Annotated in this window: 14 protein-coding genes; 11 read left to right on the top strand and 3 right to left on the bottom strand. The window is 69.2% G+C overall.

The features are described 5' to 3' along the window. Window positions 1-17: 17 nt before the first annotated feature. The 3 genes from P1K31_RS04005 (at window position 18) to P1K31_RS03995 (ending at window position 2,239) form a co-directional block, all read left to right on the top strand. Window positions 18-563, top strand: a complete 546-nt coding sequence (locus P1K31_RS04005) for a CBS domain-containing protein (RefSeq protein WP_276304990.1) — start codon at window positions 18-20, stop codon at window positions 561-563. A 168-nt stretch (window positions 564-731) separates the two neighbouring features. Further along, on the top strand, window positions 732-1,367 hold the full coding sequence (locus P1K31_RS04000; protein WP_276304989.1) for an HTH domain-containing protein: 636 nt from the start codon (window positions 732-734) through the stop codon (window positions 1,365-1,367). A gap of 122 nt (window positions 1,368-1,489) precedes the next feature. Then, window positions 1,490-2,239, top strand: coding sequence for an MBL fold metallo-hydrolase (locus tag P1K31_RS03995; RefSeq protein ID WP_276304988.1), 750 nt, complete (start codon window positions 1,490-1,492; stop codon window positions 2,237-2,239). 84 nt (window positions 2,240-2,323) lie between these two features. On the opposite strand, the gene P1K31_RS03990 is transcribed toward P1K31_RS03995, so the two are convergent. The 3 genes from P1K31_RS03990 to P1K31_RS03980 all read right to left on the bottom strand — a co-directional run bounded on the left by P1K31_RS03990 (window position 2,324) and on the right by P1K31_RS03980 (window position 6,136). Continuing rightward, window positions 2,324-2,569 (bottom strand): hypothetical protein, encoded by a 246-nt coding sequence (locus P1K31_RS03990; protein ID WP_276304987.1) that lies wholly within the window; start codon window positions 2,567-2,569, stop codon window positions 2,324-2,326. A 69-nt stretch (window positions 2,570-2,638) separates the two neighbouring features. Then, the gene (locus P1K31_RS03985) at window positions 2,639-3,745 is read right to left on the bottom strand and encodes a DNA topoisomerase IV subunit A (RefSeq protein WP_276304986.1); all 1,107 of its coding nucleotides are present in this window, start codon (window positions 3,743-3,745) and stop codon (window positions 2,639-2,641) included. A gap of 3 nt (window positions 3,746-3,748) precedes the next feature. Next, entirely contained in the window at window positions 3,749-6,136 is a 2,388-nt protein-coding gene (locus P1K31_RS03980; protein WP_276304985.1) for a DNA topoisomerase VI subunit B, read from the bottom strand. 169 nt (window positions 6,137-6,305) lie between these two features. Between P1K31_RS03980 and gyrB the strand changes: the two genes are divergently transcribed. The 8 genes from gyrB to P1K31_RS03940 all read left to right on the top strand — a co-directional run bounded on the left by gyrB (window position 6,306) and on the right by P1K31_RS03940 (window position 18,324). Further along, window positions 6,306-8,222 carry a DNA topoisomerase (ATP-hydrolyzing) subunit B gene (gene gyrB, locus P1K31_RS03975; protein ID WP_276304984.1) on the top strand — a complete coding sequence of 639 codons (1,917 nt, stop codon included), beginning with the start codon at window positions 6,306-6,308 and terminating at the stop codon, window positions 8,220-8,222. An 85-nt stretch (window positions 8,223-8,307) separates the two neighbouring features. Beyond that, window positions 8,308-10,797: a DNA gyrase subunit A gene (gene gyrA, locus P1K31_RS03970; protein ID WP_276304983.1), complete on the top strand. Its 2,490-nt coding sequence runs from the start codon at window positions 8,308-8,310 to the stop codon at window positions 10,795-10,797. Between the two features lie 62 nt (window positions 10,798-10,859). Further along, a complete protein-coding gene (locus tag P1K31_RS03965) occupies window positions 10,860-11,318 on the top strand; it encodes a DUF5793 family protein (RefSeq protein ID WP_276304982.1) in 459 nt (152 codons plus the stop codon). 405 nt (window positions 11,319-11,723) lie between these two features. Beyond that, window positions 11,724-13,091 carry a phosphohexomutase domain-containing protein gene (locus P1K31_RS03960; RefSeq protein WP_276304981.1) on the top strand — a complete coding sequence of 456 codons (1,368 nt, stop codon included), beginning with the start codon at window positions 11,724-11,726 and terminating at the stop codon, window positions 13,089-13,091. Window positions 13,092-13,242: 151 nt separating this feature from the next. After that, the gene (locus P1K31_RS03955; RefSeq protein WP_276304980.1) at window positions 13,243-14,352 is read left to right on the top strand and encodes a BMP family lipoprotein; all 1,110 of its coding nucleotides are present in this window, start codon (window positions 13,243-13,245) and stop codon (window positions 14,350-14,352) included. A 39-nt stretch (window positions 14,353-14,391) separates the two neighbouring features. Then, window positions 14,392-15,981 (top strand): ABC transporter ATP-binding protein, encoded by a 1,590-nt coding sequence (locus P1K31_RS03950; protein WP_276304979.1) that lies wholly within the window; start codon window positions 14,392-14,394, stop codon window positions 15,979-15,981. Then, complete coding sequence (locus tag P1K31_RS03945; protein WP_276304978.1) at window positions 15,978-17,285, top strand: ABC transporter permease; 1,308 nt, start codon at window positions 15,978-15,980, stop codon at window positions 17,283-17,285. The genes P1K31_RS03950 and P1K31_RS03945 overlap by 4 nt, the downstream gene beginning before the upstream one ends. Next, the gene (locus P1K31_RS03940) at window positions 17,260-18,324 is read left to right on the top strand and encodes an ABC transporter permease (RefSeq protein ID WP_379793835.1); all 1,065 of its coding nucleotides are present in this window, start codon (window positions 17,260-17,262) and stop codon (window positions 18,322-18,324) included. Before P1K31_RS03945 ends, P1K31_RS03940 begins: the two co-directional genes overlap by 26 nt. The last annotated feature ends 8 nt before the right edge of the window (window positions 18,325-18,332 follow it).

The following is an 18,332-nucleotide window of genomic DNA, read 5'->3' as shown; positions in this document are numbered from 1 at the left end:
AGTAGTTATTTCTCCGCATGGAACTCCCCACCCCGCAGGACCTCCGCGAGCGACGGACGGAACTGGAGTTGACCCAGAGCGAACTCGCCGATCGGGCGGGCGTCTCCCAGCCGCTCATCGCCCGGATCGAGGGGAACGACGTCGACCCGCGCCTCTCGACCCTCCGGCGCATCGTGAACGCGCTCGACGAGGCCGAGGGCGACATCCTCCGCGCCGCCGACATCATGCACAGCCCCGTCGCCGCCATCGCCCCCGACGACAGCGTCCGCGGGGCGGTCGAAGTGATGAGCGACGAGGGCTACTCCCAGCTTCCGGTCGTCCACGACGGCTACCCGGTCGGCATCATCAGCAACAGCGACGTCCGCCGGGTGGGCGACGACGAGGGGCTCGGCGACCTCCCCGTCGCCGACGTGATGCGCGAGTCCATCACGACGGTCACCCCCGACGCGACGCTCGACGAGATCGACAACCACCTCGATCACCACGACGCCGTCATCGTCATCGAGGGCGGGCGGATGACGGGGATCATCACCGAGGCGGACGTGGCGGTCCACCTGCAGTGACGACGCTGACCTCGGACCGTCGCCTTCGTCTCGGAGGCGCGGAGTTCATCCATCCCCCTTCGTTCACCCCCGCTGTTTTATCGAGAAATCTCATTCGCGATTTCTGTAAAAAGTGTTACAGCAGTCGGACCGAAACGTCGTGACTGCCCGATCTCTCGGGGGGTCACCATGTCAAACGCTACTGGGGAACTCACGATCGCGTGTCACGTCCGGCCGACGCAGCTCTTGGAGCCGATCGACGCGCACGTGGAGACGCTGAAACGGTGCGAGCGCGAGGGACACATCGACGGATTGGTGTTGCGATCGTGGCCGAGCGAGGTCAGCCTCTCGGGATCGGTCACGTCGGACGAGACGATCGAGACCTTCCGGCGGTTCAGGCGGTGGGCCGAGCGCCAGGGGGTCAGCATCTGCCCGCCGTTCGAACGCCGGACCCGGGTCTCCGAGATAACGAACGAGCGCCGAGAGATACTCAGGACGCCGCTCGTGTGCCTCGCTATCTACGTGGACGACCGTCTCGGAGCGGTCTTTCCGCACACCGAGGGCGAGCGGACCTACGGCGTCACCGAGGTGACCGCGACGCTGCGCGCCGGCGACCTCCCGCCGCGCGTCGACGAGGCCTGCCGGTCCGAGCGGGTCGAGTTCGGTACGTGTCCCGACTGTGCGGAGCCGATCGTCTCGGGGCAGGGCGTCCTCGCCTGCCCCGACTGTCGCTGGACGGCGACGGTCGCACCCGGGGGGCGCTACCGCGACGTCCCCGGACTCCGCGACGCGTCGGCGCTGACGGTCGGCCGGCAGTTCGACTGACGGGATCGGGGGTCGTCGGATAGTCGGATCGCACGACGGCCCGCTCGACGGGCGGATGTGAGCGCGGCGCGTCCGCACCCCGGCCAGCCGGCTTTTTGCCCCGTCGATTCGTACGGCGGTCCATGACCGTCCACCACCGGGGGCTCGCGATCGACTGGTTCGGCTACGCCACGGTCCGGATCGAGACGCCGGAGGGGTTCGTCGCCTACCTCGACCCCGGGCGCTACGGCGTGCTGACCGGCGAGTGGGACCCCGACACGCCGGGCGTTGCCCACCCGCCGGGCCGGGACTACGCGCCCCGCGACGGCGACCTCGTCTGTATCACCCACGACCACCACTACGACTCGGACGGCGTCCGGCGCGTCGCGAGCGAGGACGCCACCCTCGTCGTCTACGAGGCCGTGGACGCGGCGAACGTCTCCCGGGACGTCGAACCCGTCGAGACCCTTCCCTACCACGTCGAGCGCGCGGGCTACGGCGACGAGGTCGCCTTCGACGGCGTCGAGGTGCGCGCCGTCCCCGCGTACAACGAGCCCGACGGCCCGCACACCCGCGAAGGGGGCGAGCCGTACCACCCCGAAGGGTTCGGCTGCGGCTTCGTCGTCGAGTTGGGCGGTGCGATCGCCCTCTGGCCGGGCGACTCGGACGTCCTCCCGGCCCAGGGGGCCGTCGACGCGACGCTCCTCCTCCCGCCGATCGGCGGGTCGTTCACCATGGACCGCGAGGGCGCGGCCGACCTCGCCGAGACGATCGCCCCGGAACTCGTCCTCCCGATCCACTACAACACGTTCGCGGCGCTCGAGACCGACTCCGGGGCGTTCGCGGCGGACGTGGCCGGACGCGGGATCCCGGTCGTCCTCGACGAGCGGTGACGTCGGCGCGCCGAGCGCGCGGCGCTCCCTCCGATCAGTCGTCGTCGGTCGCCGCGGATCGCCGTCACTCGTCGTCAACCGTCGTCAATCGTCGTCCGCCTCCGCCGTCGCCCACTCCATCGCGCGGTCGACCGCGGCCTCGACCTCGTCGAACGTCCCGAGGTCGGTCCACTCGTCGGTCGCGTCGTCGTAGAGCCAGACCGCGTGGGGCTCGCCCTTGTAGCGCTGGTCCTCGACGTAGAGCTCCCGCGATCCCTCCTCCTCCAGCCAGATGCACACCTGCTTGCCGCCCTCCAGGTCCCGGCGGCGGGTCCAGCCGTCCATTCCCATGTTTCCACGTAGGGGGGCGAACCGGAAAACGGTGATCCACGGCCGCGGGAGTCTCCCGACGCGCAGCGATCAGACGACGTCCATCTCCGAGAGCCGCTCGGGGAGGTAGGTGTCGGTGACGAAGTCGAGCCCGCGGGAGGCGAGCGCCTGCTGTTCGGCCTTCTTCCCGATGTCGAGCTGGAGCTCGATCTGCTCGGTCCAGTACTCCGACTGGAAGCGCGGGTCCTCGAGTTCCGACTGGAGGGCGTTCACGTCCGAGTCGCTGAGGGGGTCCGTCGGGAGTTCGTAGCGGACGATGTCCGACGGCTGGATGCCGACGAACTGCGCCTCGGGGGTGGCGAGGCGTTCGGAGAGGTGCGCGGACTTGATCGACCCGTAGGCCACCGAGCCGTAGATGCGGTAGGACCACGGGTCGCCGTCGGTGAACACCACCACGGGCAGGTCGAGTTCGTCGCGCAGGCGCTTGGTGATCCGCCGGGTCGCGCGGGCCGGCTGGCCCTTCAGGTGGACGATGATGACGTTGTAGTCCGTGTCGAAGCCGTTCTCGACCAGCCGATCGCGCATTCCGCCGGTCTCGACGCAGAGCACGAAGTCGGCGTCGTGATCGAGGAACTCGATGGTGTCGGGGTTGTTCGGGATCTGGTAGCCCCCCTCGCCGACGTCCTCCTGGCAGTGGATCTCGCGCTCGCCGCGGCGGGTCTGCTCGCGGAGGAAGAGCGGCCCCATGAGGGTCGCGCCGGACTCCTCCGGGCGCATGTTGAAGTCCTCGCGGGTGACGTCGGAGACGATCTCCAGGTCCTCGACGAGCTGGTTCGACTCGTCCTGGTCGCTGAACTGCGCGGCGTCGAAGTCCCACGACTCGCTCAGGTAGTACAGCTCACGCAGCGTCGAGGAGCGTCCCTCCTGGAGCTGGTTCGAGAGGAAGTCGATGACGTAGACGGCCTTCAGGAGCTTCTGCGCGCCGCCGACGGAGTTCGCCGAGCGCGTGGAGTGGCGGTCGCCGTAGACCCACACGCCCTGCTCCTCGTCGTACTCGATGTTCGACTTCGTGCGGGTCGGGATGCGCATCGCGGGCACCTCGCCCTGCGCGAACTGGTCGTAGAACTCCGCGGCGAGGTCGATGAGTCGTTCCCGCGCTTCCTCGTTCTTCGGGGTCTTGGGTGTGTCAGTGCTCATGGGTTACGCGTTGATGGTGAGTTTCGTCGTCTCGATCCCCTCGACGGAGATGTCGAACTCCGCCTCGTCGGTCACGTCGTACTCGAGGACGGCCCGCTCGCCGCTCGGGACGCTCGGGCTCCACTTGACGAACCACTCGCCGTCCATCTCGACGACGGTGGCTCCCTCCGGGTCGCCCGGGTCGGCGCTGACGATGTCGGTCACGTCGAGCGACGTGCTCGTCTCGGAGAAGTTGTGGACGACCACCCGGACGCGGCCGTCCTCGACCCGCCGCTCGACGAGGACGTTGTTCATGATGCGGGCCAGCGAGTCCTCGATGGCGAGCGGTTCGCGCTCCGTGACGGTCGAGAGCTTCTCGGCCATCCGCGGGAGGATCTCCGCGATGACGTCCTGCTTGCGGCGGCGGCGTTCCATCGACCGGCGCTTGTTCAGGTAGCGTTTGAGGTCGCGGGCGGCCTCGCGGAGGGCGAGTTCGATCTCGTCCTCGATGGCCGGGACGCCCGCGACCGCGTCCTTCGACTCGCTGGTGAAGGGGACGTTCGTCGAGGCGACGTGAACCATCAGGACGGCCGGGCCGTTCGGCATGCCGCTCCCGCCGGGCTGGTCGAGCCCGTAGTTGCGCCAGTTGATCCGCTTCACGACGCCCGTGACGGCGCACGCTCCCTGCTGGTAGACGAGCGGGACGCGGTTGGCAAAGCGGAGCAGGTCGACCCGCCCCTCGGCCCCGAGGTCGCCGCCGTAGGCGATGCCCGCCTCGATGATGAACGGGTCGCCGCCGTGGACCTCGGCGTCGCGGGTCGCCGCGGCGTAGAAGTCAGCGTCGAACTCCTTCCTGAGCCCCTCCTCGAGCAGTTCCGCGGTGATCGGCGCGAGGCAGTCGGTCGGCGGTGCGAGGATGTCGGTGACCCGCATCGCCTCGAGGAGGTCGCTCGCGGCGTCGCGGTCCTCCGCGACCTCGCTCACCTTCGGCACCTCATCGGGGACGGTCCGGCAGACGCCCCAGACGGCGTCGACGACGTTCTCCCGGGCGGTCTCCCCGAAGCTCACCCCCTCGCGCTCCCTGGTGCGTTCCGCGGCCCGCTCGACGCGGGCGACGAGCGTCGGGCGGGTGATCCGGTCGCGGCCGTCCTCGTCGCTCTCGAACGCGGTCGCGAGTCGCCGCGCGAGGGCGGCGACGGCCGCGTCGTCCTTCCGGCTGGTCGTCGCCTCGTCGACGATGCGGTAGAGGTCTGCCTCGCGGTCCGCGACGACCTCGTTCCACGCGGCCTCGACGGCCCGCTCGCGGACGGTGTCGCCGAAGGTGGTCCCCGTCTCCTCGGCGGCGCGGTCGGCGGCGTTGGCGACGACGGCGACGAGTTCGTGGTGGGCGAGGCGCGCGCGTTCGTTCACCACGTCGGCGACCGCCCCGGCGAACACCCCGGTCGCGTCCGCGCCCTTGCCGTTGACCGCCTCGGTGACGGCGGCCTCGACGTCCGACTCCTCGTGGGGCTCCGGCGGCCGCCAGCTCATCTCGCGGCCGAAGTGCTGGTCCCGGAAGTTCGCGAGGAGGCTATCGGCGGTCTTCTGGCCGACGCGGGTGAACTCCGACTGGAAGAACCCCGACAGCGAGTAGGAGTCGGTCCGCCCGAGCATCTTGATCAGCGTCCCGAGTTCGACGCCGTGGGGGTGGGGGCGGATCTCCTCGGTCTCGGCCGGGAGCTGGTCGGTCGCCCGCTCGAACTTCAGGTGGTCGTTCGGCTCGCGGAACTCGATGCGCGCGTGGGGGTTGACGATGGCGGTGTTCTTGACGTAGTCGTGGAGCTGCTGGCGGGCCCGCATGTTCGCCTCCATCTCCAGTTCGATGCGCGTCCCGTGGGGGCGCTCCCACGACGTGGTCGACTCGACTGCGATCTCCGGCTCGTTCTCGTCGGTGTCGATGATCAGCTCGAAGTACTGGGCCTCGGCGTCGCCCTGCGTCCGGGAGGTGATCTTCGCGGGCTTGCCGCTCGTCAGCTGCGAGTAGAGCACCGCGGCCGAGATCCCGATGCCCTGCTGACCGCGGTTCTGCTCCCGAACGTGGAACCGTGAGCCGTACAGCAGTTTTCCGAACACCTTGGGGATCTGTTCGCGGGTGATGCCGGGGCCGTTGTCCTCGATGACGAGTCGGTAGTAGTCGCCGGCCTCGACGATCTCGACGTAGATGTCGGGGAGCAGTCCCGCCTCCTCCGTGGCGTCGAGGGCGTTGTCGACGGCCTCCTTGACGGCGGTGACGAGCGCACGCGCTCCGCTGTCGAAGCCGAGCATGTGCTTGTTCTTCTCGAAGAACTCGGCGATGGAGATGGCTCGCTGGCCCTTCGCCAGCTCCTCGGCGACGTTACCGCCGCCGCCGAGTTCCGACTGGTATGACGTCATTCCTGTCTCCCCTTTGTGAACCCCAGCTTAAAACCTCCGCGCAAGCGTGGTGAAAGTGGCCCGACCGCCCCGAAAAACCGTGATACGGAGTAGCAACAGTAGTGTCACTGCGCCCGCGCGCGTGCGAGGGTTTTATCACCGATAACTACTAAGGGCTGGCAAGACGTTCATGTCTCACGAATCAGATTATAGCGCGGGTCAGATCCAGGTCCTCGAGGGCCTGGAGGCCGTTCGGAAACGGCCCGCCATGTACATCGGCTCGACGGACACGCGCGGGCTCCACCATCTCGTCTACGAGGTCGTCGACAACGCGATCGACGAGGCGTTGGCCGGCTACTGCGACACCATCGAGGTCACCATCCACGAGGACGACTCGGTGACGGTGACCGACGACGGGCGCGGCATCCCGGTCGACACGCACAGCGAGTACGACCTCCCCGCGCTCGAGGTCATCATGACCGTGCTCCACGCGGGCGGGAAGTTCGACAACAAGTCCTACCAGGTGTCCGGCGGCCTCCACGGCGTCGGCGTGAGCGTGGTGAACGCCCTCTCGAAGTGGCTCGAGGTCGAGGTGCGCCGCGACGGGGCGGTCTGGGCGGACCGCTTCGACCACGGCGAACCCGAACCGGACGCCTTCCGGCGCGTCCGCGAGATGGACGCAGCCGAGGAGACGGGCACGACCATCCGCTTCTGGCCGGACGACGACATCTTCGAGACGGTCGAGTTCTCGTACACCACCCTCGAGTCGCGGCTCCGAGAACTCGCCTTTCTCAACCCGGGCGTCGAGATCACGCTCCGCGACGAGCGCTCCGGCGAGGAGGCCACGTTCAAGTACGACGGCGGCATCCGCGAGTTCGTCGTCTACCTCAACGAGACGAAGAGCGCCCTGCACGACGACGTGGTCTACTTCGACGCCGAGCAGGACGGCATCCAGGTCGAGGTCGCCATGCAGGCGACCGACGGCGTCCAGAGCTCGATCCACGCCTTCGCCAACAACATCAACACGCGGGAGGGCGGCACCCACCTCACCGGGTTCAAGACGGCGCTGACGCGCGTGGTGAACGACTACGCCGAGCGGAACGACCTCGCGGCCGACGTGGACGGCAACCTGAAGGGCGAGGACATCCGCGAGGGACTCACCGCCGTCATCTCCGTCAAGCACCCCGACCCGCAGTTCGAGGGGCAGACGAAGACGAAGCTCGGCAACAGCGAGGTCCGCGGCATCGTCGAGAGCGCCATGCACGAGGAGCTGCGGACGTACCTCGAGGAGCACCCGAAGACCGCGGCGACCATCATCTCGAAGGCGGTCGAGGCGGCGAAGGCCCGAATGGCGGCGAAGAAGGCCGAGGAACTCACCCGACGAAAGAGCGCCCTCTCCTCGACCTCGCTGCCCGGCAAGCTGGCCGACTGTCAGACGCGCGACCCCGAACGGGCGGAGCTGTTCGTGGTGGAGGGCGACTCCGCCGGGGGGTCGGCCAAACAGGCACGAAACCCCGAATTCCAGGCGATACTCCCGCTGTTCGGCAAGATCCTCAACGCCGAGAAGCACCGCCTCGACCGCGTGCTGGAGAACGAGAAGATCCGCAACCTCATCACCGCCATCGGGACCGGCATCGGCGAGGAGTTCGACCTGGAGGAGGCGCGGTACCACAAGATCATCATCATGAGCGACGCCGACGTGGACGGCGCGCACATCCGCACGCTGTATCTCACGTTCCTCTACCGGCACATGCAGCCGCTGCTCGACGCAGGCTACGTCTACGCCGCCCAGCCGCCGCTCTACCGCATCCGGTACAGGGGTGAGACGTACGACGTGATGACCGAGGAGGAGCGCGAGCGCGTCGTCCAGGAGGTCTGTGGCGGGGAACCCGACCAGGTCCAGCGGTTCAAGGGCCTCGGCGAGATGAACCCGGAGCAGCTCTGGGAGACGACGATGGATCCCGAGAACCGCATCCTAAAGCAGATCACCATCGAGGACGCGGCCGCGGCCGACCGGATGTTCTCCGTCCTGATGGGCGACGCCGTCGAACCGCGCCGCGAGTTCATCAAGAAGCACTCCACGGACGCAGAGTGGGTGGACATCTGACGAGACGGTACACGACAATGCACACGAGTACCACCGAGACAGAGACGGGTATGAAACGAGACCGAGAGACTGCGGGGGCGGGTCGATGAGCGCCGACCTCCCGGGCGAGGAGCCGGCCGCCGCCGATCGGGTGAGCGCCGTCCGCGTCGAGGACGAGATGGAGCAGTCGTACATCGACTACGCGATGAGCGTCATCGTGGGGCGCGCCCTCCCCGACGCCCGGGACGGGCTGAAGCCCGTCCAGCGGCGCATCCTCTACGCGATGCACGAGGAGGGGATCACCTCGAACGCGGGCCACCGCAAGGCCTCGAACATCGTCGGGGACACGATGGGGAGTTACCACCCCCACGGCGATCAGTCGATCTACGACGCGCTCGCCCGCATGGCACAGGAGTTCTCGCTCCGCTACCCGCTCGTCGACGGCCAGGGGAACTTCGGCAGCGTCGACGGCGACCCACCGGCCGCCATGCGCTACACGGAGGCGCGGATGGCCCCCGTCGCGGAGGAGATGCTCCGCGACATCGAGCGCGATACGGTGGACTTCGAGTCGAACTACGACGACCGCCTGCGCGAGCCGACGGTCCTGCCCGCGGCGGTACCGAACCTCCTGCTCAACGGCTCCTCGGGCATCGCGGTGGGGATGTCGACGAACATCCCGCCGCACAACCTGGGCGAGGTGATCGACGGCGTCGTCCACCTCATCGAGAACCCCGACTGCACCGTGAGCGACCTGATGCAGTTCGTGCGGGGGCCTGACTTCCCGACCGGCGCGAAGATCGTCGGCCGGCAGGGCATCTACGACGCCTACCAGACCGGCCGCGGGAAGCTCCGCGTGCGCGCGGAACTCGAGGTCGACGAGGAGGAGGGCCGGATCGTCGTCACGGAACTCCCCTACCAGGAGAACAAGGCCCGGCGCATCGAGCGCATCGCGAACGACGTCAACAGCGGTCGCATCGAGGGGATCAGCGACCTGCGGGACGAGTCCGACCGCGAGGGCATCCGCGTCGTGATCGAGCTGAAGCGCGGCGCGAACGCCGACGTGGTGAGAAACCAGCTGCTCGAGCACCACCTCGAACGGACGTTCAGCGTCATCTCGCTCGCGCTAGTCGACGGCCAACCCCGCGTGTTGAACCTGAAGCAACTGCTCAGCGAGTACCTGAACCACCGCAAGGAGGTCGTCCGTCGGCGCAGCGAGTACCTCCTCACGGAGGCGGAGGACCGCGCCCACATCCTCGAAGGTCGCCTGAAGGCCCTGGACCACGTCGAGGAGGTCGTCGAACTCGTCCGTAACGCGGAGGACCGGGACGGCGCGAAGGCCGCCCTCCGGGAGCGGTTCGGGTTCTCGACGGCGCAGGCCGAACACATCGTTCGCATGCAGCTCGGTAGCCTCACGTCGATGGAGGCGGCGGAGCTGGAAGAGGAGTACGAGCGAGTCACCGCCGAGATCGAGCGCCTCGAGACGATCCTCGGCTCGGAGTCGGAGCTGCTCGGCGTCATCGAGGAGGAACTGCTCGAGGTGAAGGCGAAGTACGACGACGACCGGCGCACCGCGATCATCGAGGACACCGGAACCGTCACTCACGAGGACCTCATCCCGGAGGAGGAGATGGTCGTCGTGCTCACCGAGGGCGACTACGTGAAGCGGATGCCCCTCTCCTCGTTCGACCCGCAGCACCGCGGCGGGAAGGGCATCATCGGCACCCGCCTGAAGGACGGCGATCGGGTGAGCACCGTCTTCCAGGCGAGCACGCACGACTACCTGCTCTGTTTCACCAGCGCGGGTCAGGTCTACCAGCTTCGAACCTACGAACTGCCGGAGATGGGTCGCACCGCCCGCGGTCGGTCGGCGGTGAACGTCCTCTCGCTCGACCGCGACGAGCGCGTGACCGCGATCGTCAACACCGAGGACTTCGACGAGGACGAGTTCCTCACGATGGTGACCCGCGGCGGCTACATCAAGCGGACGCCGGTGGGCGAGTTCGACAACATCCTCTCGACGGGCATCCGCGCCGTCTCGCTCGAGGAGGGAGACGAACTCGTCGACGTGGCGGTCACCGACGGCGAGTCGGACGTCATCGTCGGCACGGAGTGCGGGATGGCCATCCGCTTCGACGAGACGGAGGCGCGGGCGATGGGTCGCACCGCGCGCGGCGTCAACGCCATCAAGCTGACCGAGGGGAACGTCGGGAACGAGAACCTCTCCGACCGCCGCGACTGGGAGGGCGACGCCGTCGTCGGCCTCGTCCGCGCGAAGGCGGACGACGACCGCGACCTGCTCACGGTGACGTGGCACGGGTACGGCAAGCGCACGCCGCTCTCGGCGTACCGCAGGCAGTCCCGGTACGGCAAGGGGCTCATCGACATCAAGACGAACGCGCGAAACGGCCACGTCGTCGCCCTGAAGACCGTGAGCGAGGACGACGACGTCGTCATCATGAGCGAGGGGGGACAGATCATGCGAACGTACGCGAGCGAGGTGTCAGAGCAGGGACGCAACACGATGGGCGTCCGCGTGATGCGCCTCGACACCCTCGACTGGGTCGCGAGCGTCGACGTGTTCGACGGCGAGGAGTAGCGTCGACGAAACCGCCCTGCGGCGTTACGTTCATGGCCCCCGATGGCCAACCCTCATGCAAGATGAGGCGAGATTACTTCACTCTCGAGGTCGACGGCGGGCCCGGGGACGGTGCGAAGCCGGTGGTCACGATCGAGTTCATCGGCCCCGAGGGACAGTTCGAGGACCGTCTGGTCGATGAATCGGGCGCGACCCTCGACTCGAAGCGGATCGACGTCACCTATCGGCTCCGGGAGGGGGAGATGGCACCCGAGGCGACCGGGGTCTTCGCGATGACCAACCGCATCACCGGCGACTACGTCTTCGAGGTGAACGTCGACGGCGACGCCGTCCTCGACCTCGTGCACGCCGCCCGCGAGTACGGGAAGGCGGCGGAGATCGACGACGGCCGCTATCAGGTAGCGATCCTCGCCGGCGACCGACAGATCGCCTCCTACGACAAGTCGACGTTCCTCGTCTACGACCCCGACGGCGAACTCCTCCGCCAGCACAGCCTCATCCCGAGCGGCGTGGAGCTCTAGAGGCACTTTTTTAACGGGGGTTCGACCGAGCGCCCGAAGGGCGCGAGGGAGGACCCCGCTAAAAACCTGTTCTGTGAAGCGCAGCTTCGCAGCAGCAGCGAGGCGCGAAGCGTCTCGCCCGCCACCGAAAAGGCCGCGGACGCTCCGCGTCCGCGGTGAACCGCTCGCTCACTTCGTTCGCTCGCGGATGCTCCGCCCCGATGATTACGCGCTCACGAGCGCCCGAATCGCCATTTCCCTACTGCCGCGAGTGGTCCCGGCGGGGCCGGTCATCGGGAGCGAACCATGACTTGCTCGCCCCTTAGCCGCCGGAGAGAGGACACGAATTGACATCCTCCCCGTTCTGAAGGGCGAGGGTTTCGCGCTGTAGAATCGCATAAGTACCTCCCGTGCGGGCGTACGGCCATGGAACTGTTCGGAACCGCGGGGATCCGCGGCGACGCTCGCGAGCGGGTGACCCCGGAGCTCGCGCTCGCGGTCGGACGCGCGATCGGCCGGGAGGCGGACGAACTCGTCGTCGGGCGCGACGGTCGCGAGACGGGGCCCGCGCTGGCCGCCGCGGTCGAGGCCGGGGCCGAGAGCGCCGGGGCGACGGTCCGCCGGGCGGGTCAGGTGCCGACCCCGGCGCTGGCGTTCGCCTCGCGCGGTCGCCACGGCCTGCAGGTGACCGCGAGCCACAACCCGCCGACGGACAACGGCCTGAAGCTGTTCGAGGACGGCGAGGAGTACGACGGCGAGGGCGAGGCGCGCATCGAGGCGCGCGTCGAGGCGGGCGAGGGGCCCGTCGCGTGGGACGAGTGGGGCGACGGCGGTCGCGTCGACCCCCTGCCCGACTATCGCCGGGCGGTCGTCGAGTACGCCCGGGAGCGCGGCCCCGCGCTCTCGGATCTGACGGTGGTCGTCGACTGCGGGAACGGGATGGGCGCGCTGGCGACCCCGCAGGTGCTCCGCGCGCTCGGGGCGCGCGTCGTCGCGCTCAACGCGAACGTCGACGGCCACTTCCCGGGGCGGCCGAGCAAGCCGACGCCGGAGACGCTGACCGACCTCCGCCGGTTCGTCGCGGACTACCCGGCTCCCGTGCTCGGCCTCGCGCACGACGGGGACGCGGACCGCATCGTGGTCGTCGGGCGCGACGGCGAGGTGGTCCACGAGGACACCGTCCTCGCGATCCTCGCCGAGCACTACGTCCGCGCGAGCGACGCCGCCGACCCGGTCGTCGTCACGACCCCGAACGCCTCCGGGCGGATCGACGAGCGCGTCGCCGCCGCGGGCGGCCGCACCGAGCGGGTGAAACTCGGCGCGCTCCACGAGGGTATCGCGGCCGCGCGCGCCGGCGGCGGGGACGTCGTCTTCGCGGGCGAGCCGTGGAAACACGTCCACACCGCGCTCGGGCCGTGGATCGACGGCGTCGCGAGCGCCGCGGTGCTGTCGACGCTCGTCGCGGGGGCGGCGTCGGCCGACGGCGCGGGCGGCCTGCTCGCGCTCCGCGAGCCCGTCACCGAGCGGCCGTACCGGAAGGTGAGCGTTCCCTGTTCCGACGAGCGCAAGGCGGGTGCGATGCGCCTGCTCGAGTCGCGCCTGCCGGCGGCGTTCCCCGAGGCGTCCGTCGAGACGGAGTACGGCCTCCGCCTGGGGTTCGACGGGGCGTGGACGCTCGTCCGCCCCAGCGGCACCGAGCCGTACGTCCGGATCTACGCCGAGAGCGAGGACGTGGACGCGCTCGTCGAGACGGTGGTCGACGCCGTCGAGCGGGCCGTCGCCGACGCCGAGTGAGGCCGTCCCCCCGGTGGAGACGTGCCGTCGAGGGTAGATTCGTCCACTGATCGTCGAAATAATAACGCGTGTGACGATGCGACAGGGCGGACTGTGAAACGACGTACTTATTCAGGGTCCGTTACGGATTCACGCATAGGTGTCTATAGCCATGGAGAGGCGTGATTTCCTGACGGGAGCGGGCATCGTAGCGGCGGCCGGCCTCGCCGGCTGCACCGGCGGACCGACCGGAGACGGCGGCTCCGGCGGCGACAACGGCAGCGGTAACGACTCGAACGGGACCGGCGGCGGCTCCGGCGAGGCCGAAGCGAACATCGGCATCGTCTACGCGACCGGCGGCCTCGGCGACGGCTCGTTCAACGATCAGGCCCGGCAGGGCATCAAGCAGGCGGAGGAGGAGCTGAACATCGCCTACGAGCAGCGCCAGCCGGACGAAGTCTCGCAGTTCAGCACGTTCCAGCAGGAGCTCGCTTCGAGTGGCGAGTACGACCTCGTCTGCTGCATCGGGTTCCTCCAGAAGGACTCGCTGTCGGAGACCGCACCCCAGTATCCCGAGCAGAGCTTCATGATCGTCGACGAGTCGGTCGACGCCGAGAACGTCGCGAGCTACGTCTTCCGCGAGGAGGAGGGCTCGTTCCTCGTCGGGCAGATGGCCGGACTGCTGACGACCCGGGAGTTCAGCGCCGGCGCGGGCGAGACGAACGGCGACCCGACGGTGGGCTTCGTCGGCGGCGTCGAGGGCTCGCTCATCGGCCGGTTCGAGGCCGGATTCGAGGCCGGCGTGAAGAACGCCGACCCCGACGTCGAGGTCCTGACGAGCTACGTCGGCGACTTCAACAACCCCTCGGGCGGCAAGGAGGCCGCCTTGGCGATGTACAACCAGGGGGCGGACATCGTCTACCACGCCGCCGGGAACACCGGGACGGGCGTCTTTCAGGCGGCCCAGGAGGCCGGGCGATTCGCCATCGGGGTCGACCGCGATCAGTCGGTGACCAAGGAGGGGTACGCCGACGTCATCCTCGCGAGCATGGTCAAGCGCGTCGACACGGCCGTCTACAACTCCGTGGAGGCGACCGTCAGCGGCGAGTTCGCCGGCGGCGAGACGACCACGCTCGGCCTCGAACAGGAGGGCGTCGCGGCCGTCTACGGCCAGCAGATCGGCGGCGACATCCCCTCCGCGGTCAAGGACAGCGTCGAACAGGTCAGAGAGCAACTCGTCGGCGGGGAGATAGAGGTCCCCACCGATCCGTCGCAGGTCTAACCGGTACAGGCAGGTGATGGAGTCCCACACAGACCGCCCATGACGAGCGCCGTCCACCTCGACGGGATCACGAAGCGATTTCCGGGCGTCGTCGCGAACGACGACGTCGACCTCGCCGTCGAGTGCGGCACGGTCCACGCGCTCCTCGGCGAGAACGGCGCGGGAAAGACCACGCTGATGAACGTCCTCTACGGGCTGTACCGCCCGAACGAGGGGCGGATCGTCGTCGACGGCGAGCCCCGCGAGTTCGACACGCCGAGCGACGCCATCGACGCCGGAGTGGGGATGATCCACCAGCACTTCATGCTCGTGGACCCGATGACCGTCGCCGAGAACATCACGCTCGGACACGAGCCCCACAAGTGGTTCGGCCTCGCCGTGGACCGCGAGCGGGCCGAGCGTGAGGTCCGCGAACTGAGCGACCGCTACGGGTTCGACGTCGATCCCGGGGCGCGCATCGAGGCGGTGGGCGTCGGCGTCCAGCAGCGCGTCGAGATCCTGAAGGCGCTGTACCGGGGCGCGGACGTGCTCGTCCTCGACGAGCCGACGGCCGTGCTCACGCCCCAGGAGGTCGATGACCTCTTTCGTGTCTTCGAGGAACTGACGGCCCAGGGGAAGACGGTCATCTTCATCACGCACAAGCTCGGCGAGGCGATGCACGCGGCCGACGAGATCACCGTCCTCCGCGACGGTCGGAACGTGGGCACCGTCGCCGCCGCCGAGACCGACCGCGAGTCGCTCGCCCGGATGATGGTCGGCAGGGAGGTCCTGCTCGACGTGGAGCGCTCGCCGGGGTCACCCGGCGAGCGCGTCTTCGGGGTCGAGGACCTGGTCGTCTCGGACGACCGGGGGGTCGAGGCCGTCTCCGGCGTCTCGTTCGAGGTTCGCGCCGGCGAGATCTTCGGCATTGCCGGCGTCGACGGCAACGGCCAGTCCGAACTCGTCGAGGCGGTCACCGGCCTCCGCCGACCCGACGCGGGGCGCGTGACGCTCGACGGGCGGGACGTCACCGACGAGTCGCGCCGCGAGCGCATCGCCGACGGCATGGCCTACGTCCCCGAGGACCGCCACGAGCGCGGCCTCGTGATGGACTTCGACCTCGTGGAGAACGGCCTGCTCGGGAACCAGCACCGCGAGCCGTACTCGCGCGGCGGGCGCGTCGACTGGCGGCGCGCCCGCGGCCACGCAGAGGAGATCATCTCGACGTTCGACGTGCGCCCGCCCGACCCGGACGCCGAAGCGCGCTCGCTCTCCGGCGGCAACCAGCAGAAGTTCATCGTCGGCCGTGAGTTCGCGCGCGACCCGACGGTCGTCGTCGCGACCCACCCCACGCGCGGCGTGGACATCGGCTCGACGGAGTTCATCCACGAGCGGCTCCTCGGACTCCGCGACGAGGGGGTCGGGGTGGTACTCGTCTCGGCGCACCTGGACGAGGTGCGTGGCCTCTCGGACCGCCTCGCGGTGATGCACGACGGCCGGATCATGGCCGTCGTCGATCCGGCCGTCGCGTCGGAGGAGGAGATCGGCCTCCTGATGGCCGGGGAGCGTCCCGAGCGTCCCGACGCGGGAGAGGGGACTGAGCTGAACCCGCCGCGCGATCGGGAGGCCGAGGCCGGGGGCGAGCGATGAGCGCCCGCGACCGGGGCGAGGCGATCCTCCGGCGGTTCGCGGAGTCGTCCGCGACGGAGCGGCTCCTGATCAGCCTCGCGGCGCTCGCGCTCTCGATCCTCGTCGGTGCCGTCATCGTCCTCGCGGCCGGTCGAACGGCGACGTGCGCGCGACCGGCGGTCACGTACGTCGGCGTCGGGTTCTGCTACGACCCGGCGGCGGTGTACGACAGGCTGTTCCTCGGGGCGCTCGGGAACCCGATCAACCCCTACTTCGACCCGCTGCACGGGCAGTTCGCGCCGCCGATCCAGACCGGCTGGTCGCCGTTCAACGCGCAGATGGCCCGGACGCTGGCCGAGACGACGGTGCTCCTGTTCACGGGGTTGTCGGTGGCGGTCGCGTTCCGTGCGGGGATCTTCAACATCGGGACGCAGGGACAGCTCGTCGTCGGCGGGCTGGCGAGCACCGTCGCCATGCTCGCGGTTTCACCCCACCTCTCGGGGGCGGTCGGGACGCTCGTCGTCCTGCCCCTCGGTCTCCTCGTGGGCGCGCTCTTCGGCGGCCTCTACGGGGCGATCCCGGGGGCGCTCAAGGCCTACGCCGACTCCAACGAGGTCATCACGACGATCATGCTCAACTTCGTCGCGTCGCTGGTCGCGCTGTACCTCGTGCGGACGTACTTCCAGGACCCCGACGCCGTGGCGACGAAGACCGCGACGCTCCCCGCGTTCGCCTCGTTCCCGACCGTCGCGTTCGATCCCCGAACCCCGTTCTCGCTGCTGGCGCTCGGCCTCGGCGTCGTTCTCGGCGTCGGCGTCTACCTGATGCTCGAACGCACGTCGTTCGGGTTCGACCTGCGGACGAGCGGCATCCAGCCGGAGGCCGCGGAGTACGGCGGCGTGAACGCGAAGCGCACCGTCGTCTCCAGCATGGCGCTGTCGGGCGCGCTCGGCGGCCTCGGCGGGACGGTGTACGTCCTCCTCTACTTCGGGTACTTCGGGGCCTCGGTCCCGTCCTACGGGTTCGACGGCATCACCGTCTCCATTCTCGCCGGGAACAACCCGCTGGGAGTGCTCCCGGCCGCGTTCCTGTTCGGCGTCCTGAAGAACGGGGCGCTGTCGGTGCAGGCGACCAACGTGCCGCCGGAACTGGTCGACGTGCTCCGCGGTCTCATCATCCTGTTCGTAGCCATGCCGGAGTTCTTCCGGCTCGTCGGCAGACGGGTGACGGCCGCCGGCGGACGCTCCGGGCGGACCGTCGCCACGGACGGCGGTACCGCGGTGGAGGGAGACGGGGGGGATGACGGAGGTGATCGCGGTGAGTAACGAGACGTTCGACCCGGTCGGTCGCGTCCGCGACCTCTCCGCGCGGGGGTACATCGCGCTCGCGGCGCTCGCGACGCTCGCGGCGCTCGCGCTCGCCGGGACTCTGTTCCCCGCCAGCGTCGCGGGCGTGCTGTACGCCGTTCTGACCAGACCGAGCACGGTCGAGGCGACGCTGCGCCTCTCGGTGCCGATCTGTCTGGCCGCCCTCGGCGGCATCTTCGCGGAGAAGAGCGGCGTGATCAACATCGGCCTCGAGGGGTTGCTCATCGTCTCCGCGTTCGCCGCCGTCTACGGGGCGGACGTGACGAACGGGAACGTCTGGGCCGGAATGGCGATCGGCACCCTCGCGAGCGTGCTGCTCGCGGCCGTCTTCGCCGTCGTCTGTATCGAGTTCCGCGCGGATCAGATCATCGCCGGGCTGGCGATCTGGCTCGTCGCGCTCGGGTTCGCCCCGTTCGCCGCCCAGGTCATCTACGATTCGAAGAACGTCGACCCGTCGAACGTCCCGACGCTGCCCGAGTGGCAGGTCGCGGGGTTCGACCTGAGCGCGTCGGTGTACCTCATGTTCGTCGCGGTGGCCGTCGCGTGGTACGTCCTCAACCGAACCGCCTTCGGCCGGTGGGTCGTCGCGAGCGGCGAGAACCCGAAGGCGCTCGACACCGTGGGCGTGAGCGTCCATCGGATCCGCTACGCCGCGGTCCTGCTCTCCGGCGTGTTCGCCGGTGTCGGCGGCGCGTCGCTCTCGCTCGGCCTCGGCACGTTCATCGGCGGCGGGCAGACGATGGTCGGCGGTCGCGGGTTCATCGCCATCGTGGCGTACCTGTTCGGGAACTACAACCCGATCGGGGCGTTCCTCTCGACGTTCCTGTTCTCCGGCCTCCAGTCCGTGCAGACGCAGCTCCAGTTCGGCGGGATCGCCGTCTCGGATACGCTCATCCAGACGATCCCGTACCTCACGGTGATCGTCGTGCTGGCGCTCGTCGGTCGGACGCGGATCCCGAAGGCCGCCGGCGAGCACTACGAGTCCGGCGAGGACTGACGGCAGAC

It is taken from the genome of Halomarina halobia, from assembly GCF_029338575.1.
In the GTDB taxonomy this organism is placed as follows: domain Archaea; phylum Halobacteriota; class Halobacteria; order Halobacteriales; family Haloarculaceae; genus Halomarina; species Halomarina halobia.
This window is presented reverse-complemented; position numbering and strand designations above follow the sequence as displayed.